General features: G+C 53.7%; 20 protein-coding genes, 1 other RNA gene and 1 pseudogene. 6 read left to right on the top strand and 16 right to left on the bottom strand.

Going from position 1 to position 21,333, the window contains the following annotated elements; genetic code table 11:
• Window positions 1–11 precede the first annotated feature (11 nt).
• The gene (locus tag GT3570_RS07820) at window positions 12–1,214 is read right to left on the bottom strand and encodes a Ger(x)C family spore germination protein (protein ID WP_014195743.1); all 1,203 of its coding nucleotides are present in this window, start codon (window positions 1,212–1,214) and stop codon (window positions 12–14) included.
• Complete coding sequence (locus tag GT3570_RS07815) at window positions 1,211–2,836, bottom strand: spore germination protein (RefSeq protein WP_014195742.1); 1,626 nt, start codon at window positions 2,834–2,836, stop codon at window positions 1,211–1,213. Before GT3570_RS07815 ends, GT3570_RS07820 begins: the two co-directional genes overlap by 4 nt.
• 125 nt (window positions 2,837–2,961) lie before the next feature.
• Between GT3570_RS07815 and GT3570_RS07810 the strand changes: the two genes are divergently transcribed.
• Window positions 2,962–3,189: a YczF family membrane protein gene (locus GT3570_RS07810; RefSeq protein WP_014195741.1), complete on the top strand. Its 228-nt coding sequence runs from the start codon at window positions 2,962–2,964 to the stop codon at window positions 3,187–3,189.
• A gap of 69 nt (window positions 3,190–3,258) precedes the next feature.
• Here GT3570_RS07810 and GT3570_RS07805 read toward each other — a convergent pair whose 3' ends face one another.
• The 4 genes from GT3570_RS07805 to GT3570_RS07790 form a co-directional block, all read right to left on the bottom strand.
• Window positions 3,259–4,968: an ABC transporter permease gene (locus tag GT3570_RS07805; protein ID WP_025039153.1), complete on the bottom strand. Its 1,710-nt coding sequence runs from the start codon at window positions 4,966–4,968 to the stop codon at window positions 3,259–3,261.
• Entirely contained in the window at window positions 4,943–5,842 is a 900-nt protein-coding gene (locus GT3570_RS07800; protein ID WP_014195739.1) for an ABC transporter ATP-binding protein, read from the bottom strand. Before GT3570_RS07800 ends, GT3570_RS07805 begins: the two co-directional genes overlap by 26 nt.
• Window positions 5,808–6,215, bottom strand: coding sequence for a GntR family transcriptional regulator (locus tag GT3570_RS07795; protein ID WP_015374759.1), 408 nt, complete (start codon window positions 6,213–6,215; stop codon window positions 5,808–5,810). The genes GT3570_RS07800 and GT3570_RS07795 overlap by 35 nt, the downstream gene beginning before the upstream one ends.
• Before the next feature lie 120 nt (window positions 6,216–6,335).
• Window positions 6,336–6,614 carry a YetF domain-containing protein gene (locus GT3570_RS07790; protein WP_014195736.1) on the bottom strand — a complete coding sequence of 93 codons (279 nt, stop codon included), beginning with the start codon at window positions 6,612–6,614 and terminating at the stop codon, window positions 6,336–6,338.
• A gap of 169 nt (window positions 6,615–6,783) precedes the next feature.
• Between GT3570_RS07790 and GT3570_RS07785 the strand changes: the two genes are divergently transcribed.
• The 5 genes and pseudogenes from GT3570_RS07785 (at window position 6,784) to GT3570_RS07765 (ending at window position 12,386) form a co-directional block, all read left to right on the top strand.
• Window positions 6,784–7,875 carry a GerAB/ArcD/ProY family transporter gene (locus tag GT3570_RS07785; RefSeq protein WP_042379468.1) on the top strand — a complete coding sequence of 364 codons (1,092 nt, stop codon included), beginning with the start codon at window positions 6,784–6,786 and terminating at the stop codon, window positions 7,873–7,875.
• Window positions 7,875–9,410 (top strand): spore germination protein, encoded by a 1,536-nt coding sequence (locus GT3570_RS07780; RefSeq protein ID WP_042379518.1) that lies wholly within the window; start codon window positions 7,875–7,877, stop codon window positions 9,408–9,410. Before GT3570_RS07785 ends, GT3570_RS07780 begins: the two co-directional genes overlap by 1 nt.
• The gene (locus GT3570_RS07775) at window positions 9,407–10,555 is read left to right on the top strand and encodes a Ger(x)C family spore germination protein (protein ID WP_062898604.1); all 1,149 of its coding nucleotides are present in this window, start codon (window positions 9,407–9,409) and stop codon (window positions 10,553–10,555) included. Before GT3570_RS07780 ends, GT3570_RS07775 begins: the two co-directional genes overlap by 4 nt.
• A 60-nt stretch (window positions 10,556–10,615) precedes the next feature.
• Window positions 10,616–10,825: pseudogene (locus GT3570_RS19075) on the top strand (hypothetical protein); the annotation flags it as partial.
• A 268-nt stretch (window positions 10,826–11,093) separates the two neighbouring features.
• Window positions 11,094–12,386 carry a sensor histidine kinase gene (locus tag GT3570_RS07765; RefSeq protein WP_062898602.1) on the top strand — a complete coding sequence of 431 codons (1,293 nt, stop codon included), beginning with the start codon at window positions 11,094–11,096 and terminating at the stop codon, window positions 12,384–12,386.
• Window positions 12,387–12,442: 56 nt separating this feature from the next.
• Here GT3570_RS07765 and GT3570_RS07760 read toward each other — a convergent pair whose 3' ends face one another.
• From GT3570_RS07760 to GT3570_RS07720, 10 genes are all read right to left on the bottom strand, one after another.
• The gene (locus GT3570_RS07760) at window positions 12,443–12,649 is read right to left on the bottom strand and encodes a DUF6501 family protein (RefSeq protein ID WP_011231108.1); all 207 of its coding nucleotides are present in this window, start codon (window positions 12,647–12,649) and stop codon (window positions 12,443–12,445) included.
• Between the two features lie 212 nt (window positions 12,650–12,861).
• Window positions 12,862–13,089, bottom strand: coding sequence for an NETI motif-containing protein (locus GT3570_RS07755; RefSeq protein ID WP_013523693.1), 228 nt, complete (start codon window positions 13,087–13,089; stop codon window positions 12,862–12,864).
• A gap of 64 nt (window positions 13,090–13,153) precedes the next feature.
• Complete coding sequence (locus GT3570_RS17895) at window positions 13,154–13,303, bottom strand: DUF2639 domain-containing protein (RefSeq protein ID WP_079936670.1); 150 nt, start codon at window positions 13,301–13,303, stop codon at window positions 13,154–13,156.
• Window positions 13,304–13,384: 81 nt separating this feature from the next.
• A complete protein-coding gene (locus GT3570_RS07750) occupies window positions 13,385–15,433 on the bottom strand; it encodes a transglycosylase domain-containing protein (protein WP_062898601.1) in 2,049 nt (682 codons plus the stop codon).
• Window positions 15,434–15,550: 117 nt separating this feature from the next.
• On the bottom strand, window positions 15,551–17,263 hold the full coding sequence (locus GT3570_RS07745; RefSeq protein WP_062898600.1) for a DHA2 family efflux MFS transporter permease subunit: 1,713 nt from the start codon (window positions 17,261–17,263) through the stop codon (window positions 15,551–15,553).
• A 10-nt stretch (window positions 17,264–17,273) separates the two neighbouring features.
• On the bottom strand, window positions 17,274–17,912 hold the full coding sequence (locus GT3570_RS07740) for an HlyD family secretion protein (protein ID WP_014195721.1): 639 nt from the start codon (window positions 17,910–17,912) through the stop codon (window positions 17,274–17,276).
• Between the two features lie 3 nt (window positions 17,913–17,915).
• On the bottom strand, window positions 17,916–18,356 hold the full coding sequence (locus GT3570_RS07735) for a MarR family winged helix-turn-helix transcriptional regulator (protein ID WP_011231100.1): 441 nt from the start codon (window positions 18,354–18,356) through the stop codon (window positions 17,916–17,918).
• A gap of 201 nt (window positions 18,357–18,557) precedes the next feature.
• Window positions 18,558–18,746, bottom strand: a non-coding RNA gene (gene ssrS / locus GT3570_RS07730) — 6S RNA.
• A gap of 63 nt (window positions 18,747–18,809) precedes the next feature.
• Window positions 18,810–20,363 carry an acyl-CoA carboxylase subunit beta gene (locus GT3570_RS07725; RefSeq protein WP_031213145.1) on the bottom strand — a complete coding sequence of 518 codons (1,554 nt, stop codon included), beginning with the start codon at window positions 20,361–20,363 and terminating at the stop codon, window positions 18,810–18,812.
• A gap of 170 nt (window positions 20,364–20,533) precedes the next feature.
• Entirely contained in the window at window positions 20,534–21,316 is a 783-nt protein-coding gene (locus tag GT3570_RS07720) for an enoyl-CoA hydratase (protein ID WP_023634453.1), read from the bottom strand.
• Window positions 21,317–21,333 lie beyond the last annotated feature (17 nt).

Below are 21,333 nucleotides of genomic sequence, written 5' to 3'. Positions count from 1 at the left end.
GCCGAAAACGCTTATTTGATGTATGGCGTATTCCGCAATCCCGTGCGCCGAATGTAAGCATCCACTTTCACTGTCACCTGAAGATGAGGGAAATAGCGGTCATCCCACTCTTTTTTGATTCTTTTCCACAGGCGGGGGTGGGCGCGATGCACCGCCTCGCCAAAACCAAAAACATCAGTTTTTTCATACTGGGCCGTTTCAATCGCCTGTTTCACTTCCCGTTCAATATCCCGGCCAATGGCCTTTTCCAATTGGAACAATTGCCGGTAGTCATCCAAACGAATCGGAACGTATGCTTCACTGATATCTCCTTCCGTTTGAATGTGAACCAAAATCGATGGCCTTCCCTTTTTCCATTGGGGCTTGACTTCTGTTTTCACCCGCACGGTTCGATAGCCAATCGCTTCTTTTTTTCCATTCCAGGGGATCGTGATATTCGTTTGTTTAATTCGATCCAGCACCCAAAGCACGCCCCTTGATGTCGACCCGCTCACCCAGCGAACAAGGTGATCTTTTTTAAATAATGCCAATCCGTCCAAACTGATTCGGACGTTCGGGACCGATGTCTGGACGTTGGTTTGCCGTTTGCCGCGCTGGGGATCCCCTTCAATGGTAATACCGGTCATCACCGGATTTCTTCCGGCTCCAGACAAGCTACGAATCGCCCACCAGACATCGGTGTTGATTGTCTGCCCCCAGGCCATCTCGGAAAACTCCAACGTCTTAATAATTTGGTTGGCGGAAATTTTATCAATCGGTGTCAACACAGCTAGCACATCTTTCGCCGAATGGCCACGGGCAACAACCAGCCGTGAGGTCGTGCGAAACTGGTTGTTCCGTTCCATCGCATCGAATACCCCATTCAACCCCTCACGCGCCACCTCTTCGCCGATGACCACCAAGTTCGTATGGCCATAATACAGAATGCGTGACAACTTCTTCGAGGCTTTTCGGCTTGCCTCGACCAACGTGTCTCCGGTCGACGTATACATGGAAACGGGCACGCCGGCCGCCCCGCCGCCACGCTGGGTCGCGCCGGCGACGTTGCCCGGGTTGACGACTTGAAACGAGGCCAAATATCTGCCGTCTTCTGTTTTATCAAGGCCAACGGCAATGACAAACGCTAAGTCAGGAAGCTCCTTTTTACTCCAACAACCAGCCAGCAACAGCGCACAAACAAAAAAGGACACAAACATGGCGATAGATCGTTTCATGATCCATCCTCCTTTTCCCGGCGTGTTGGTGCCGGAGGCTGCGGTTTCTGACCCCCTGATTGGCGAATGATATTTTTCTGGTTAATCAGGCGCGGCCGCTCGCGGTACATCCATGTCGGGATTCGAAACAGGGTATCGCCCATATTAGATGGGGTGAACGGAGCGAGCGGCGACATGTATGGCACCCCAAACGAACGCAAGCTGCATAAATGGAGAATCATGACCAACAACCCCATCATGATGCCGTAAAACCCGAACATCGCTGCTAAAAACATCAACCCAAAGCGGATGAGACGGGCTGAAATGGCGATGGCAAACGACGGCGTCGCAAAGCTGGCGATCGCCGTGATCGAAACGACGATCACCATCGCCGAGGAAACGAACCCAGCTTCCACTGCCGCCTGCCCGATGACCAAGGCGCCAACAATCGACACCGCCTGTCCGACTGCACGCGGCAGCCGAATCCCCGCTTCACGCAAAATCTCAAATGTCACTTCCATCATCAACGCCTCGACAAAACCAGGAAACGGTACGGCCTCACGCTGGGCGGCAATGGCGATGACAAGCTGAGTTGGGATCATTTCTTGGTGAAACGTCGTCGCCGCTATATAAATGGCCGGCGCAACGAGCGAGAGAAAAAAAATCAATACGCGCAAAAAGCGAAGAGCAGTGGCGATATCAAAACGGGCATAATAATCCTCTACCGCTTGAAAAAATTGGATAAACAAAGCCGGCACGATCAAGATAAACGGCGTCCCATCAATAAAAATCGCTATCCGTCCTTCCAACAGGTTGGCGGCTACCACATCGGGACGCTCGGTATGATAGATCGTCGGAAACGTCGTAAACGTTTGATCTTCGATTAATTGTTCAATATAACCGGACTCAAGCACGCTGTCCGTATCAATGCGGCGCAGGCGCGCTCTCACTTCCTCGATAACCTCGTCATTGGCAATGCCTTTGATGTACATGATCGCGACATCCGTTTGCGTCACGGTGCCGATTTGCATCGTTTCCAGCCAAAGATTGGGATTTTTAATGCGGCGGCGGATCATCGCGGTGTTCGCGCGCAACGACTCCGTAAATCCCTCGCGCGGCCCGCGGACGGCGATTTGCGTTTGCGGTTCCTCGATCGAACGATATTGGCCGCCTTTCGTGCTGGCGCTGACAGCGGACGGCACCCCGTCCAACAAGATGATGGTCTCTCCGGAAAACAGCTCCAAAAACAGGTGTTCCCAATCGACGACATGCTTCACACCGCCCACCGCGGCCAACTTTTGTTCGATCCACGGAAACCATTCTTTTTCTGTTAATGACAGTGGAAATGACGCCTCCAGCAACGGCGTCAGCAAAAACTCGTACACATGTTTTTCGTCAACAAGGCCATCCACAAAGACGATGGCTGCTTTGATTTGCCTCTCTTGACCCAGCGAAAACCGACGGATGACGACATCGCTGCTTTGTCCAGTCGTTTGGCGGATGATGTCAAGGTTGACGGCTAATTCAGCTGACATCGGCTCTTGCGGGACGTCCGCCGCCTCGCCGCTATGGTCCGGTCCTTCTTGTTTCACCCCGTCATTGATCTGCTTTTTTTGTCGGCCCATTCCCCATTGAAACAGCATGTTTTTCCTCCTCACTCCGCTTCCTTTTTATCCCTCATTATGGACACGAAATCGGGAGGACATACGCCCGTGCATCAGTTTTGAATCAATAGCAAAAACTAAAGAAAAACAGCAGGTGGAACACCATGAAACTAATTGTTGTTTGGCTGATGTTTGCCCTGCTCGCCATAGGAACGATGGTAAGCATGGATCAGTTGATGGGGATGACCTTGCATCAATCGTTGCATATCGTGCTGAATCCCTTTCGGGTAATGGAAACGCCGGAACTATTTATTTTATCCTTGTTCATTTTTTTGCTGTTGCTCGATCTATTGAACGTTTGGATGTGGAAACGAAAAAACAAAACGTCTTGACCAACAGCCGGGGGCAAAAAGAGGAAGGTGCCCCAAAAGCAACGGGACACCTTTTCTCTTCATCGGGCGTTACCTTTTCTGTATTTGCTCCCAATGATGCTGTTGTTGCAACCACTCGCGAACATGGGTGCTGTGTGAAGACAAGGGAACGGTAAACGAATCGCCGTCGCTTTGCAGCAATTCAATATTCCCCTGCCATGTGCTCCCCCCGCCGATGATGTCCTCCACCGGCTCATTCCACAAATCTTGTTTGAGCGCCTGGACAAACGACTCAATCTCCTTCGGCTCGGCAAGCACAACCTCTGCCCGCCCGGTTTCCACATTTCGGATCGTCACCTGACGGATCGGCGCATAGCCTCCTGGGCGAAGCAACAAATAATATTGCTGCTTATATTCTTTTGAGCCCATGATGCGCTGAAAATACGGCATGTACGGTTCAATCGGCACTACGTAGCGGCGGAGGAGGCGCGTGCCGTCTTTTAGCACATAGCCGATCACAACTGTCCGGATGTTGGCAAACCGAGGCGGCGACGGCTGATCGTGCACAAGCTGCTCATGGAACGCCCTTACTGCCTTGATGTTTTCTTGGCTGCGCAAAAACTGGTCAACCTCTTCAAATGAGCGGCCTATCATTTCAGGATGTTCAAAATTCATGGCCGATTGGCCGAAATATACTTGTTTGATGTCCGCCAGCGCCGGCACGCGCTGTTCATAACCGAGGGGATCGAAATGAACAAGCAGGCAGATGACCCCCATCGCTCCCGCAAACGCGATATATCCTTTCCAACGGTGAAAGACACGCCACGTTTTCGCAATCACCATCTGGGCAATGGCATACCCGATCAAGGAAAAGCTGATATAGCCGAATATCGTCCAGTTCCACTTGCTTTCTACGTTTCCGAAATAGAAACCGCCAACAAGCCAAGAACAAAATGCCACTCCATACACAAACAGCGGGCGAAGCACTGAAAAGGCGAGCGCCTGCCCGGCCGCTTCCGTCGGCCGCCGCTCGTACAGCCAAATGGACAAACTGAAAAATAGAAGCGACAACAGCAGCAACATCCCGATTTCTCCCGCACTCATCGCTTGATCCGTCAGCATCGCATAACGAATCGGCATCACCCACTGTTCCAGTTCGCTTGATAAATAGTACATATCCGGAAATCCGTATAATAATAGCGACAAGTTGCTAAACATAAGGACCATGATGCCGGCCGGAAAAACGAGAAAAATGTTTGTCAACACAATATGAAGCACCGATTGGCCGACAAGCACCCCCATAACGATGCTAAAAGCAAAAATAACCGTTTCCATCACCAGCGTCTCACCGAACCAGCGCCCTACATCCGCCGCCCCAATCGGCCACGGGAGATCGAGCCCATACAGGCATCCAATGGCGGCCAACGCGGTCACGGCAAGCGGCACAATTAAAAGCATCCAGCCAAATAGCACTTGCCCCACAAGCAGTTCGGTGCGGCGGATTGGCAAGCTATGGATGAAATCAGCCGACCGTTTCTCGTGCATGTAGCGAAGCACACCGGCCGCCGCCAAGATCGGGACAAGCCAAGCAATCAACGTCTCGAACCCGTTGGATATATAGTATACGTTCTTCCATTGCGGCACATTTCCGACTTTTGGATCATATTGCGAGTACGAAAGCCCAATCGGCAATACGATCGCCGCCAGCCATAACAGCAGATGAATGATGGCAATCCAGCCGATTTGGCGAACATTTTGCGTCCACATGGCGCGGTTAGCCGACAACCGTTTCGCGGACATCGACAACATCCCCCATTTCATACACAAAAATTTCTTCCAACGACAACGGCAAGACGTCAAGAATGAGCGGAGCAAACGAACTCACCGTCTCTTCGATGGATCGTTTCTCGCCGCGGACGACAAGAAGAACGATGCTGCCGCGCTCCTCGCGATGCACGATGTCAAGGCGTTCGGCCAACTCGCTCGGAAATCCGCCGCGAAACGCGACTTGAATTTTATGCATCCCGGCGCGCAGCTCGTTTAAATCGCGCTCCATCCGTACGGTCCCTTGCGCCATCAATCCGACGATGTCGCATAAATCTTCGAGCTCGCGCAAATTGTGCGACGAAATGACGACCGTCATCTCCCGTTCGGCCACTTCTTCTATGAGCAGCTGCTTCACATGACGGCGGACGAATGCATCGAGCCCATCAAGCGGCTCATCCATAATGAGCACATCCGGCTGGACGGAAAAGGCGAGCCAAAACGCCGCTTGGCGCTGCATGCCTTTGGAAAACTGCTGAATTTTTTGATCAACATCAAGCGAAAAAGCGGACCGCAATTCTGTAAACCGCCCGCGGCTGAACGACGGGTACAGTTGCTCGTAAAAATCCGCCATTTGCCGAATCGTCGCGTGCGGAAAAAAGTAGACAAAGTCCGGCAAAAACAAAAGGCGTTGCTTCACCCGGACATTTTCCCACACATCCTCCCCGTCCACTGTAATCGTTCCGCGATCTTGGCGGAGAATGCCGGCCATCATCTTTAGCAGCGTCGTTTTCCCGGCGCCGTTCGGGCCGAGCAGCCCGTAAATCGATCCTTTTGGCACCATCATGTTCGCGCCCTTGACAGCGGCAAATCGATCAAACATTTTCGTCACGTCCACAAGTTGAATCACGATTCTCCCCCTCTTTCTCTCCTTCTCGAACCCATTGCCATAACTGCTCATTTGTCACCCCTAAAAACCGTGCTTCCTTGACAAGGCGGACAAGCTGCTCACGGACCGCAGCGATCGCCTCGATGTTTGGTTCTTTCGAGCGCGGGGCAACGAAGCTGCCTTTCCCTGGAATCGAATAAATCCAGCCGTCGCGTTCCAGTTCGCGGTACGCTTTTTGAATCGTGTTCGGATTCACCATCAGCTGTTTCGCCATCGTCCTGACCGATGGCAGCTGATCGTGCGGCTGCCATAGTTCGCGGACGATCATTTCTTTCATTTTGTCAATCAGTTGTTCGTAAATCGGCTGGCGACTGCGGATATCAAGCTCAAACATCTCCCCTCCTCCTCTCATTGTCACAACCGTACTATAACTAATAGTACACATAAAACAGAAGAAAGGCAAGAGTTTTTTCCAAAATAAAGAAAGAATCCATCCCTGGATTCTTTCTTCCTCTCATTCCGACGCCGTCGGCCGCCGCGTTGACCGTTGCCGCTCGGCGGGCTGATACGTCTGAACAAACAGCCCATCTCCTTCGAGCCACTCGGCGATCAACACGTCTTTTGGCGAGGCAATTCCTTGTTTTTGCAGTTTGGCGGCCAGCCATTGCTCCGTTTTCCCAAGCTCCGCTAATTCGTCTGCCAACAGCTGGCCATCCCGGATCAGCGTCACCGGGACATACACCGGGTGGGGTGGCAGACGGAAATCTTCACGCCGATCGTCAAATGAAGCCATTTCATGCTGCGCCCCCCTTGCATGCCGTTGATGTTCGCCCTTTCTTCCCTGTATTGTGCCCCCTGCCGCCTGAGAAGTTTCGCTGTTGGTTTGCCGTTTGGACGGATAAATTACCCTAGACTGGAAACACTATCGTTCTAGAGATCGTATAGAAAGAAAGGGATCCATGATGAACGGACAGCCGCTTAGCGTCCTGCAACTATTATTCATGGTCATGCTGTCGGTCGGGCTGATGAATCATGTCATCATCATCCCCTTTATGCTTGAGGCCGCCCACCGCGATGCGTGGATCGCCGCCTTGGGAGCGTTGGGAGGTTTGCTCCTCTGGCTGCCGCTGCTTTATTTCACCATCCGACAACTGAACGGCGAGCGGCTGTTTGACTGGCTCAAGGCCCGGTTTTCGAGCGCGGCTGCTTATGCGATGGCCGGTGTCAGCAGCGCATTCTTGCTTCTTCATAGTTTTGTCACGTTAAACGATACGGTCACGTTTACCACCACCTCTTATTTGACGGCGACGCCGAGATGGGCGCTGATTTTGGTCATCGTGGCCGTTTGTTTTTATAACTCGTACCAAGGCATCGACTCGATTGCCAACACTTCCATGATCATTTGCCCGTTCGTCATCGTGTTTGGTTTTTTCGTTATGCTCTCGACCACGCCTCATAAAGATTATTCACTGCTCAGACCAACGCTTGAACATGGTGTTGGACCTGTGCTCAACGGCATGATGTACGCCGGAGCGGGATATGTGGAAGTGATCGTTCTATTGTTTCTCTCCCATCGCCTGCCTCGCCCATTTTCATGGAAGGCGCTTGCCGCCATCGCTGTTTTCACAGCCGGGCTGAGCATCGGGCCGACGATTGGCGCCATCACCGAATTTGGCCCCGAGCAGGCGACGCGCCTTCGCTATCCGGCGTTTGAGCAATGGCGGATGGTCAGTTTAGGGACGTACATTGAGCATGTGGACTTTCTGTCGGTCTATCAATGGCTGTCCGGCGCCTTTATCCGCATCTCCTTATCGACAGCGCTGATTGTGGAATTGTTTCCGATCCGCCATCCGCAAACCCGCCGTTGGGTGCTCATTGTCCTCTACTTGGCGATCACATTGGCGGCGCTGGCGCCGGTCAGCGATGAACAGTTTTTGCATTTTGTCAAACATGGGGTGCTGCCGGCATCGCTGCTGTTTAGTCTTGCGCTGTCCGTTGTGTTAAGTGGTTTCGCTTTGTTGGCATACCGAAAAAAGAAAAGAGGGATGACATGATGAAACGACCCATGCGCGCCGCCGAAGGCAAGCGGTTGAAAGACGATTACACAGGGCTCGAGACCGTCATCATCTCCGAAGAGGCGTTGCGCACGATGTACGCCAAATGCCCTGACGTCATCATGACGGAAGCCGCGATTCCATCCTCTTTGCCTGACGGCTCGGCGGCTGTGGTGCACTTGCTGTTTATTTATTGTGAAGAACTGTGCGATACGCAAATGCTGCAAAAGGCCATTTATCCGATGTTCCGCGAGCTGTGCGAACACCATCCATGCTTTTCGGCCGCCGACATCGAGGCCCGCAAACCGGCGGCGCTTGAGTATATGGGAAAAGAAGTGCGGATCGATGATCTCAACTTCAAGCTGTTTAGCGGTGATTTGCTCATTTATTTTCACGAAGCCGATGTCTTGTACACGATGCCGCTCGCCAGCCCGCCCAACCGCGATCCGGAAGAGCCGAACACGGAAGTATCGATCCGTGGACCCAAAGATGGATTTATTGAAGAAATCAGCAAAAACGTGGCGCTCATCCGCAAGCGGCTGCGCTCGCACCGGCTCGTCTATGAACCGTTTGTCATCGGCACGCGCAGCCAGACAAAAGTCGGGCTCCTTTATGTCGATGATATTGCCAACACGACCATCATCGATGAGGTGAGAAGCCGTCTGCTCAGTTTGTACATCGACTCGGTGACAAGCACCAATCAAATTGAGGAGTGGTTGTCTGACACCCGGTTTTCTTTGTTCCCGATGTTCGGTTATACCGGGCGGCCCGATTTTGCCGTCAATTCGCTCCTCAACGGCCGTTTTATCATCTTGGTCGACGGGGCGCCGACCGCCTTGATCGGCCCGGGCAATTTAACGTTTTTGCTGAACACGTCGGAAGATAACAACACGTTTTTCTTGTTTGTCGTATTTCAGCGCCTGCTTCGGCTCGTCGGCACTTCGGTCGCCATTTATTTGCCGGGCGCCTGGGTCGCCTTGACCTCCTTCCATCCGGACCAGCTTCCGTTCACCTTGCTGGCGACGCTCATTTTGTCGCGCCAAGGAGTGCCGCTTCCGGTGCCGCTGGAGATGTTTGTGATGATGATTTTGTTTGAGGTGTTTAAGGAAGCCGGGATGCGTCTGCCAATCGCCATCGGGCAGACGCTGTCCGTCGTCGGCGGCTTAATCATCGGCCAGGCGGCGATCAACGCGGGGCTTGCCGCCCCGGCCACACTCGTCATCGCCGCCATTTCCGTCATCTCGACATTCACGCTCGTCAACCAAAACATGGCCGGCAGCGTCACCTTGCTGCGCTTTATTGTCCTGACGGCCTCCACCGTTCTTGGCCTGTTTGGCTTCATTCTGTCGCTGTTTTTCATCTTGACTTATGCGGTCAACTTGCGCACCTGCGGCGTTCCGTACTTGACGCCGCTGGCGCCGCCCTCAAAAGATATCGGGAAAGTATTTATCCCGAGCACATGGAAACAGTTCCGCACGCGCGACCGCATTGTGCGCCCAAATGATCTCATTGCGAAAGAGAGGGAACAAAAATGAGGAAGCGGCTCTTTCCCATCATCGCTTCCGTCATCTTGCTCAGCGGCTGTTGGGATACGCGCAACATCGATCATATTGTGTATATGCATGCCATTGGGGTGGATTATAAAGATGGTCAAGTGGTCGCCTACGTTCAGCTGGTTGGTTTCACCGCCCTCGCCAAAGTCGAGGCCGGAGGCGGCAAAGAGAAAGCGGCCGTTTCCATCGGCAAAGCCGCTGGCGAAACGTTTAATATCGCGACCGACAAAATCTATCCTTCCATTCAACAAAGGGTGTCATGGGGCCATGTAAAAAGCATTGTCTTTACGAAACGGGCCTTGCAAAAAGGCATCGTGGCCGATGTGATCGACGTGCTGAACCGTTACAACGAAATTCGCCATACAGCATGGGTGTACGCCACCGATGAGCCGCTGTCCGAGCTGTTTGAAGCGACGCCGCTGTTAAACGCTTCCTCGTATTATTCGCTGTTGTCCAATCCGGAAGAAATCTTTCAACAAAGTTCGTTTATCCGCCCGATCCGGCTCAGCCGGCTGATTGTCGATATGGATGAAAAAGCCGATACAGCAAGGCTTCCTTATTTAACGCTCGACCGCCGGCGCTGGATCGAAAATAAAAAGCCGAAACCGATGCTCGCTGTTTCCGGCGTGTGTTTTGTCCACCATTACAGCCTGCAGCAATGTGTCCGCCGTTCCGATCTAGAGGGACTTCGCTGGCTCGAACACGACATTCGCCGCACCCCGATTTATGTCAAACAAAAAGGGAAAACGGTCGCCTCTCTTGTCGTCCGGGAACCGAAAACGAAATGGTCGGTCAAAGTGAAGGATGGAGAGCCCGCTTTTGATGTCCAAGTGCAGGCGCAAGGCGCCATCATCGAACTGCGCAAACCGCTCTCGCGAAAACAACTGACCAAACTGGCGGAACAAACGGTGAAGCAGGAGATCCGCCGCTTGTATGAACTTGGCAAGAAGCAGCAGATCGATATATTGAATCTGTCGGAGCAGCTGTATCGCCAGCGTCCGGATATTTGGAAACAACATCAGTCCAATGGCCTCATCCCGCTCGGCAACAACACGCTGTCCGTGAGCGTCAAGCTCGCGATCGGGGCATCCGGAAAAGAAAAGTTGAATTACCGGGCCGGTGATTGAAAATACAATAGGATCAAGTATAATTAGGAATATTAGATATATTTTGAACAGGGGAGAACGATGAACACCCATACAGAGCGAACGAGCGCCGCAAGAATGACCGTCTACCCGATTTTGTTCGCCATCAGCCTCGGCCACTTTTTGAACGATGCGATGCAAGCGGTCATCCCGGCGCTCTTTCCGATTTTGCGCTCGACAATGGAGCTGTCGTATGCGCAAATCGGCTGGGTCGCCTTTGCCTTGAACATGACATCATCTGTCATGCAACCGGCTGCTTCCGAACCATGTCGGCATGGCGTCCGGACTCATCGTCGGCCTGACGTTTGGCATGGGGGCGCTCGGCGCGGTCGTGCTCGGCAAAATCGCCGACTTGTCGTCGCTCGGCACATGAATGGGGCTTTGCAGCGTGCTGCCGCTCTTTGGCGCCTTGGCGGTTTGGCTGCCGAAAGACCGGACATAGCCAATGCATATTTTTCTTTCAATCTCTTTTCGCTATAATGGAAGGTGATAAGGTCCATTCAGTTAGGAGATTTTTCGTATGGCGGGTTTATACATTAACCAGCACGTCCTGAACAACTTATTTTATATTTTAGTCACGATCTTTGCCTTTTCGTTTATTTATGACCATAGTCGAGCGATCCGGCAGCGCCCGCTCTATGGCCAGGCGCTGCTTGGGGCTTGTTTGGCGTTGGCGGCCGTTTTGTGCATGAAATTTCCGATTTACATTGATCCGCTGTGCGTCCATGATTTCCGGCAAATTCCGTTTTTGCTTGGGACATTGTATGGCGGCGGCGCGGTCGGGGCGGTGCTGTTTGTTGTCTTGATGCTGGCACGCACCGTTTTGTACGGATTTCAGCCGCTCACGTTGATCGTTTACGCCATCATGTTTGCCATAGCGGCGGCCGCTTCGCCGCTGTTTCGCAAGCTGCCGCAGTCGAGCAAGCTCGTTATGTCGCTTTGGCTGACGTTTTTGCTCGCGGTGCTGACGACATTTGTCGCCGTGATTGTTGCTGATTTTCCGGTAACGAAGCCATATATCGTGTATTTTATTATGATGCCGCCGTTCGTCATGATGTTCGCTGTCTATTTGATGGAGACGCTTCATGAGGCGCAGCTCGCTCGGGCAGAGCTGATGAAGATGGAAAAAATGCAGATCGTCAGCCAAATGGCAGCCAGCATTTCCCATGAAATCCGCAACCCGCTCACCGTCGTCAAAGGATTCATCCAGCTGCTGCAAACTGGTCGGCTGCCGCGCGAAACCGAAGAGCGGTACATTCGCATCGCCTTAGAGGAACTCGAGCGGGCGGAAGCCATCATCCGCGACTATTTGACGTTTGCCAAACCGGCGCCAAAAGAGACCGAGCCGATTGATGTCGCCACCCAGCTTCAGAAAGTGCTGCAAATGATTACGCCAATGGCGCATATGCATTCGATCCATGTATCCTCTTCCCTCGAACATGGTGTCGTCATCGGAAACGTACAATATTTCCAACAGTGTTTTCTCAACTTGTTGAAAAACAGCATTGAGGCGATGCCGAACGGCGGCACGCTCCATGTTGCGGCCGAGAACCGGGGGGCATCAGTCGTCATCACCATTTCCGACAACGGCGTTGGCATGACGAAAGAACAAGTGCGCCGCTTCGGCGAGCCATACTTCAGCACAAAAGAAAAAGGCACTGGGCTTGGTGCGATGGTCGCCGTCAAAATCATCGAACAAATGGGAGGAACGTGGACGATCGAAAGCGCCGTACAAAAAGGGACGACGTTGACGATCACGCTGCCGGCAAGCCGGTTGCGGCCGCCGACGGCGGAACAAAGCGCCGCCGGCTGATCGAAAAAACGGATGCCCTGTTTCGGACATCCGTTTTTTCTTGGCTATTGGCGCGATCACTTGACTTCCTCAAAATAATCTTTGTAAAACCCGCCGACTTTTCCGCTGTTGTCGATGACAAAATAAAACTCGTCCGTTTCGCTTTTCACTTCATATACTTTGCCCGGCGTCAACACATTGCTGACCATGTACTTTTCCGCGTTCGTGTGAACGCACTTTACTTTTTTGATCGTCGGCCGGGTCGCCCATGTGTGATGAATCATGGCGTCATCCCCTTATCTAGATGGTGTTCTCTTTTTTATTGTAGCGGGACGGCGCGCCGGCTGCAACTTGGAATTCCCGCTTTGTATAGGCGGCGATCGTTGGGAAAAGAACTTCCTTCGCAATTTTTTGATGAATTCTCTTGCCCCTATAACCAGAGCCCGTCGAATCTGCGGCCGCGCCTTCAGCCTAAGGTGGAGCCAACAACCGCCCGTTATGGCTCATCGCGCACACCCTCAAATTCGATGATGCGCCCGCACGGCTCAACCATCGTTTCGCCGTTCGTTTCCACTTCGCGGAAAATCGGTTGCTCGATGCGGCGGACAGGGCGGTAGCCTTCCTGTTTCATTCGCGCTAAACAGGCGGCGATCGTTTCCCCTTCCGCTACCGTAAACCGTTTTTTCTTCATCGCTTCCGGCGCGTCCCCACTCTTGTCAACCATCAGGCGCGCCTCCCTCCTTTCCCCTTTAGGTTGTCCAAAAAAGAAGCCGGATTTTTCATCCGGCTCAGCGCGTTTTCTGCACATATTTTCGGTACAGCCCGTACAGCTCCGCCGCCTTGTACGTTTCAATTTTTTTCCGTCCAACCGGATGACGGGCGATGCCCGCCTTTTTCAACTCAGCCACAAGCCATCCTTTCGAGCCGAAATGCGCCATGGGCGCTCCCCCTCCTTTTTCGTGCGGCTTGTCTTTATATATATGCGCCCAAACAAAGGTTGAGAACGCCTTGGGCCACAGCTATTCGCGCTTGCCGCCATGCCCTTTTCCGTGCTTTTTTTCTTTTTTCTCTTTTTTGTTTTTTCCTTTTTCATGGCCGGGCGTACGCGGTTTTTCCTTCACCTTTGGCGGCACGGATTCAGGCGCCTTTGGCTCACGTTTTTTGTGTTCTCGTTCCGCTTGTTTCACAAGCGGCAGCGAGAAGCGGACGACAGGCTCGTCGGCCAGCGCTTTTTCCATCATATGGCGGAAAATGATGGCCGCCGTTTCCCCGCTCGTCGTCGTCAAATAATGTGTTTCGTCCGGCCGGTCATAGCCGAGCCAAAGCGCACCGACCAGCTGCGGCGTATAGCCGACCATCCATTGGTCTTTCACCCCGTCGATGCCGGGGATCGTCATCTCGGTCGACCCGGTTTTGCCCGCAAGCTCCCGCCCCGGGATGGCAGCGCGCTTCCCGGTCCCTTCGCGGATGACGCCTTCGAGCAAAAACGTCATTTGCTGCGCCACTTTCTTGGACGTGACAACCGTTCGCCGCGGCTTCCACTCCGCTACCTTGCGGCCGTAAGCATCAACGATTTTTGTAATGAGATGGCCGTCCAAACGGACGCCGTCATTGGCGAATACGGCGTACGCTTCCGCCATCTCGAGCGGCGAGACGCCGCGGGACATGCCGCCGAGCGCGATGCCGAGCTGGCGGTCCTCTTTTTCCAACGGCAAACCAAACCGGTGCAGCGCCTCCATCCCTTTGTCAAGGCCGATTTCGTTTAACAGCCAGACGGCCGGCACATTGAGCGAATGGATGATCGCCTCATACATCGTCACCGTGCCGCGGTGCGTGTGGTCGTAGTTTTGCGGGCGGTAGCCGCCGAGATTAAGCGGCTCGTCTTTGAGCAGCGAAAACGGCCCGTACCCTTGTTCGAGCGCCGGCGTGTACACGGCGAGCGGCTTGAGCGTTGACCCCGGTTGACGCCTGAGCTCTGTGGCGCGATTGAAACCGCGGAACACATGGCGGCCGCGGCCGCCGACAAGCGCCTTCACCCCGCCCGTTTTCGGGTCGAGCAGCACTGCTCCGCTTTGGACAGGCACACCGTCCGGGCTTGATGGAAACAGCGAATCATTCGCATACACGGCTTCAAGCGCTTGTTGCATGTTCGGGTCAAGCTCCGTGTAAATGCGGAGCCCCCCGGAAAGGACATCGCTTTGCGTCAGGCCGTATTGTGCAATCGCTTCGTGGATTAGTTCATCGACGTAGTACGGATATTTTCCGGCATACGGGTCGCGTTTTGGTTCCTGTTGAATGGCAATGTGCTCGTTTTTCGCGGCGATCCACTCTTGATCATCGATATAGCCTTGTTCTTTCATGAGCGACAAGACGACATTGCGCCGGGCGACCGCCTTATCGTAATGACGGACCGGCGATAAAGCGGACGGTGCTTTGATGAGACCAGCCAACATGGCGGATTCGCTTAGCGTCAACTCAGAAACGTCTTTGCCAAAGTACGTTTTCGCCGCGCTGGCCACCCCCCACGCCCCCGCACCGAAATAAATGCGATTGATGTACATTTCTAAAATTTCTTGTTTGCTGTACGTGCGCTCAATTTTTTGTGCGATCAACCATTCCTTCCATTTGCGTGTCAACGTTTTTTCATTCGTTAAAAAGACGTTTTTCGCCAGCTGTTGAGTGATCGTGCTGCCGCCCTCGACCCACGCCCCGGCGCGAATGTTGCGCCACATCGCGCGCAAAAGCCCATAATAATCGACGCCATCATGCTCGTAAAAGCGGCGGTCTTCCGTCGCGACGATGGCCTCAAGAAAATAGTTGGGCACCCTGTCGATCGGCACTTCTTCGATGTTTGCCGCCGCGAGCTTGCTCGCGATGCGGCCGTGTTCATCATAAATGATTGTCGCTGCCGGCAACGGTGTTTCCAAGGCGGCAATGTTTTGTCGATCAATCGCCCACTCGAGCGCAGCAACAACGGCGGCCAAAGCCAAGGCGGCGACAACGAGCGCCTGCAGCCAACACCGTCTTCGTCTTGTTTGTCTCATTTGCTGCCTGCTTTGCGCCTCCACAATGTTCCCCCCTGTCTCTTCGTCACGATTATACGATTCGCAGCCGGCCGCCCGTTTTCGTCTCTTTTCCATGGCTCAAAACAAAAAAGAAGCGGCCGTGTGCGCCGCTTCCCTTGTTTACGCCGATGGCGATTTCTGCTTTTTTCCTTTTAAGAAAAACGCCATGACGAGCGCCACCACCGTTAAGCCAGTAGCGACGAAAAAGGCGTCGTTGATCCCCTCGACCGTTGACCGTTGCTGCACAAGTCCATACAACAGCTGAGCGATCGCCTCATCACTTGGGATGGCCTGTTTCAGTTGGCCGACAAGGCTCATGAACAACGGATTGTTTTCCGTCATTTCATTGCGATAAGCTTCCACATGGAATTTCGTCCGGTTGGACATGATCGTCACCAAGAACGCCGTCCCGAGCGAAGCCGCCACTTGACGAATCGTATTCGACATCGCCGTGCCGTGGCTGTACAAATGGCGCGGCAAGGCGTTCAACCCTTCCGTCATAATCGGCATCCCGAGCATCGACATGCCGAACATGCGGAAAATGTAAAGCCAAATCAACTGGCTGTATGGCGTATCCATCGTCAGCTTGCTGAATTCCCACGTCGTCACAGCGGTGATGATCAAACCGACAATAGCGAGCATCCGCGCGCCGATGCGGTCAAACACCCAACCAGAGATCGGCGACATGACCGCCATCACAATCGCCCCCGGCAGCAACAGCAAACCGGCATCGAGCGGCGTAAAGCCGCGCAAGTTTTGCAAATACACCGGAAGCAAGACCATGGCGGCAAACATCGCCATGTTAATGACCGAACCGATGACGGTCGCCAACGTAAACACTGGGTAGCGGAACACACGGAAATTGAGCACCGGATGCTCCGAGCGCAGCGAACGCCATGTGAACATGATGAGGAACAAGGCGCCGATGACAAGCGAAACAACCACTTCCGTCTCGCCCCATCCTTTGCTTCCGGCCTCGCTGAAGCCATACAGAACGCCGCCAAACCCGATCGTGGAGTAGACCGCCCCTTGCACGTCCAGCACTGGATTGCCTTTACGCGGCGTATGTTTCAGCCAGACGGAGGCAAGCACAATGTCTAAAATCGCGATCGGCAACACGACGTAAAACAACAGCCGCCATGTATAATGTTCAACGATCCAGCCAGACAGCGTCGGCCCGACCGCCGGCGCAAACATCATGGCGATTCCGACCGTTCCCATGGCCACCCCGCGGCGTTCCGGCGGGAAAATCGACAACATAATGACCATCATCAGCTGCATAATAATGCCGGCCCCGACCGCTTGTGTCAACCGCCCCGTGAGCATGACGGCAAACGACGGAGCGATCGAGCAGACAAACGCGCCGATGGCGAAAAACGACATGCCCGATAAAAACAACCGTTTCGCTGGAAACTTGGCGATTAAAAACGGGCTGATCGGGATGAGCACCCCGTTGACGAGCATATAGCCGGTCACGAGCCATTGAATCGTCGACGTTTCCACGTTGAAATCTTGCATCATATGCGGCAAGGCGACGTTGATCAACGTTTGATTCAAAATGGCGACAAACGCACCAAGCATGACCGTCGCCACAACCTTGCCGCGGCTGCCGATATCCCCAAGGCCGCCTTGACCGGCTGGAGCGGCCGGACGCCCATCCGTTCCTGTCGACGGCTCTGCTTTCGTTTCCGCTAACGGTTGAGCGTTGGCTTCCGCCGCTTCATCTGCCGCCTTCACCGCGGCTGAAGCAGGCTTGCGGCGGCGCAGCGCGATGTTGACCGCCGCCAAGACCAAAACGGCAAACACAATATAACCAATGACAAATGCTGTCATCCTCAATCACCTACTTATGGATGCGGACGGTGACGTTCATGCCCGGCACAAGTCCGGCTCCGCTGTAATTGTCAATGGAAATCGTAACGGGAATCACTTGGGTCACTTTCGTGTAGTTGCCGGTCGCATTGGAACTTGGCAACAGGCTGAACGTATTCGCTGTCGCGTTGCCGATTTTTTCGACTTTGCCGCTGAATTTGCGATCCGGATACGCATCGACATAAATATCGACGTCTTGCCCGATTTTCACGTCTTCAATATCCGTCTCTTCAATATTCGCCGTCACCCACAAATCGTTCAAATCAAACCCGCGGGCCAGCGGCATCCCCGCGGCGACAAACGAGTCCTTGACTGCGTTTTGCTGCACGATCGTCATCCGATGCGGCACTGTCACCGGAATCGTTGTTTTGCCGTCAAACACCTCGCCGATTTCTTCCCCAGCTGAGAAGGTTTTTCCCGTGTCGCCCCGCCAGGATGTCAGCTTCCCGGACAGCGGCGCAGCGACGGAGATGACCTGGCCGTCGATGCGGGCGTTGTCCGTTTTAATGTAGTTCGTTGCTTCATTCACATAGTAGTAGGCGGCAAAGCCTCCACCGACAAGCAAAATGAGCACAATGATGTTCAGCGCAACCAATCGTTTCACGTTCACCGTCTATTCCTCCCCGAGTAAAATCGCTTTAATTTTTTCATGAAGATGCAAAAACTGTTCAATCTCCTCTGGAGAGACGAGTTCTTGAATGCGGCCAAGCCGCCGGCGCAGCACCGACTGCTCGCCAAACGCTTCCGACACCGTCTCTTTTCCTTTTTCCGTCAAACTCAAAATGACCGCGCGCCGATCTTGCTTCGACGGCTCTCGGACAACAAGGCCGGCGCCGACGAGCCGGTCAACCGTGCCGCTGACATTGCTGTTGCTTAAGTTTAATTTTTCCGCCAAGTCATTCAGGCGAATATGCTCTTTTTTCAGCAGCGTATATAAGACGATCAGCTGCACCTCTGTCACCCCGACGCGGGCGGCGTCCTCGCGGATGAGGCGATAAAGCGCCTTTTGCGTCCGGAAGACAGCGTACATGATGTCCCGGCTGATCCCTTCCATTCATCCCCCTCCTTGCCTCATCTTTCTTGTTGGAATAGTTTCAATACGAATTATCCCTGCACGAAATATGATTATAACATGAAAACAGGGAAAATCAACTATATTGTTTCATGTCTTTTTGAGAAAACATACGCAACGAAAAAGAGTCCAACCGGATGTTTTGCATCCAGTTGGACTCTTTTGCCAACTCCTCATTCGTGAATCCGCGCCGCTGTTGCCGTTGGCTGAATGCAGTTTCTCAACCACGCTCCACCAGGTGGGTGTTCGCAGAAGCGTTCCTGCCGTCCTCCATCACGAATATTGAGGCATGACATTCCCGCTTCAATGTAGAACTCCCTTTTGATTGCCATCGGTTGAAACTTCATTCTACAACGCACAACGCAGCAACGGATTGGTGATTATTATGATACATGATCGGCCGTCCCTTGGCAAGAGGGACAGCCATCCATTTTTTCAAACTGGATACACCCCATGCTTCCGCTCAGAAAAGACCATATACTTGGACATATACGCGTCAAATCGGCGGATGAGCTCGTTGCGCAAATCGTTCGGCGCGACGATTCCGTCGACGACAAGCTCGGAGGCGAGACGGTAAATGTCGATGTCGCGCCGGTATTCCTCGCGTTTTTGTTCGACAAATGCCGCACGCTCTTCTGGCGGCAGCTCGGCAATTTTGTTGGCGTAGACGGCGTTGACGGCCGCTTCCGGCCCCATGACGGCGATTTGCGCGTTCGGAAGCGCCAGGCAGCAATCTGGTTCAAACGCCGGCCCGGCCATCGCGTACAATCCGGCGCCGTACGCTTTGCGAACGATGACCGAGATCTTCGGTACGGTGGCTTCCGACATGGCCGCGATCATTTTCGCCCCATGGCGGATGATGCCGACCCGCTCGACTTTCGTGCCGATCATAAAGCCAGGGACGTCGGCCAAAAACAGAAGCGGGATATGGAACGCGTCGCAAAGCGTGATGAATTTCGCCGCTTTATCAGCCGAATCGTGGAACAATACGCCGCCTTTGACGCGCGGCTGGTTGGCGATGATGCCGATCGGCTGGCCGGCAAGGCGCGCCAGTCCCGTAATGATTTCTGGCGCAAACAGTTTTTTGATTTCACAAAACGATCCTTCGTCAATGATCCGCTCAATCAAATCATACATGTTGAACGGCGCATTTTGGTTTTCTGGCAAAATGTCCTCGATCGTTTTGTCAAACGATTTCGGCGGCTTCGCCTCGACCACCGGCGGCTTTTCGCTGTAATTGGACGGAAAATACGACAAATAACGGCGTGCATAGGCAATCGCTTCTTCTTCGGTTTTCACGAGCACGTCGCCGCAGCCGGAGACGGTGCAATGCATGCGGGCGCCGCCCATCTCTTCGAGCGTCACTTTTTCCCCAATCACCATTTCCGCCATGCGCGGCGAGCCTAAGTACATCGAGGCATTGCCTTCGACCATGATGACGATATCGCAAAACGCCGGAATATAAGCGCCGCCGGCTGCTGATGGACCAAACAACAGGCACACTTGCGGCACTTTGCCGGACAGCTTCACCTCATTGTAAAAAATGCGCCCCGCCCCGCGCCGGCCGGGAAACATTTCGATTTGGTCCGTAATGCGTGCGCCGGCCGAGTCCACCAAATAAATGATCGGGCAGCGCAGTTTTTCCGCCGTTTCTTGAATGCGGATGATTTTTTCGACGGTGCGCGCTCCCCACGAGCCAGCTTTGACGGTCGAATCGTTCGCCATCACGCAGACGGTGCGGCCATTGATTTTGCCGATGCCGGTCACAACTCCATCAGCCGGCAAATCGCCCGCCAAACAGTTGGCAAACAATCCGTCTTCCACTTCCAAACCGTTATCAAGCAGCAAGTTCAGCCGCTCGCGAACAAACAATTTCCCTTGGGCGGCGTTTTTTTCATGATATTTTGGCGCCCCGCCTTTCTTGATTTCCGCCGCTCTTTTCTCCAGCTCCGCTGCGAGCGTGTCTTGTTGATTGGCTGTTTCCTTCATCTCTTTGTTTCCCCTCCTTGTTTTGATGGATCTTGCTGTTCCATCCCGCTTGTTCGGCTGGAGCAAGGTTGGATGCCGTGTTTTATTTATCGCTGTGAAAAGGCCGATGCGGCGCAAGCGCTCCGTGCGGCTTCCTCCTTCCAAACCGCCCCCTCCTTGTCCAAGCGGGCTTACTCGCCTTTGTACACCGGCTTCCGCTTTTCTTTAAACGCCTGCAATCCTTCCAACCGGTCTTTCGTCGGAATGGTCGCCTCATAGGCGAGCTGCTCAATCGCGAGGCCCGTCTCCAAATCAACGTTGAATACGCTTTGGATCGCCCGTTTCGCCTGACGGACGGCTATCGGCGCATTGTCAGCGATTTGTTGCGCGAGACAAAGCGCACGCTCCATCAGCTCGGAGCGCGGCACCGCGTATTCGACAAGGCCGATTCGCTCGGCCTCTTTGGCGGTGATGCGCTTTGCGGCAAAAATCAATTCTTTCGCTTTTCCGATGCCGACAAGGCGCGGCAGCCGCTGCGTCCCCCCCGCTCCCGGAATGATGCCAAGCGACGTTTCCGTCAACCCAAGCTGAATATCGTCGGCAGCAAACCGAATGTCGCAAGCCAAGGCAAGCTCCAACCCGCCGCCAAACGCCGAGCCGTTTAAAACGGCGATGACCGGCTGCGGCACTTTCTCGACCTCATTGATCGTTTTGCTGATTAAGGCAACGGTTTGCCGCACTTCCGTTTCATTCATCCCCGCCCGCTCTTTCAAATCAGCGCCGGCGCAAAACACCTTGTCTCCTGCCCCGGTCAACATGACAACGCGCACGTCTTTGCGAAATTTGATCTCCTGAAAGAGCGCGCCAAGCTCGAAAAGAAGCGCTCTTGAAAGCGCATTGGCCGCTTCCGGACGGTTTAATGTCACAATGGCGATGCCGTTTTCTTGTGTTTCAAACGATACAAGTGTGCTCACGTTTTCTCCCCCCCTTA

The organism is Geobacillus thermoleovorans (assembly GCF_001610955.1).
GTDB classification, from domain to species: Bacteria; Bacillota; Bacilli; order Bacillales; family Anoxybacillaceae; genus Geobacillus; species Geobacillus thermoleovorans.
The sequence above is the reverse complement of the archived record's forward strand: the minus strand, read 5'-3'. Positions and strand labels throughout refer to the sequence as shown.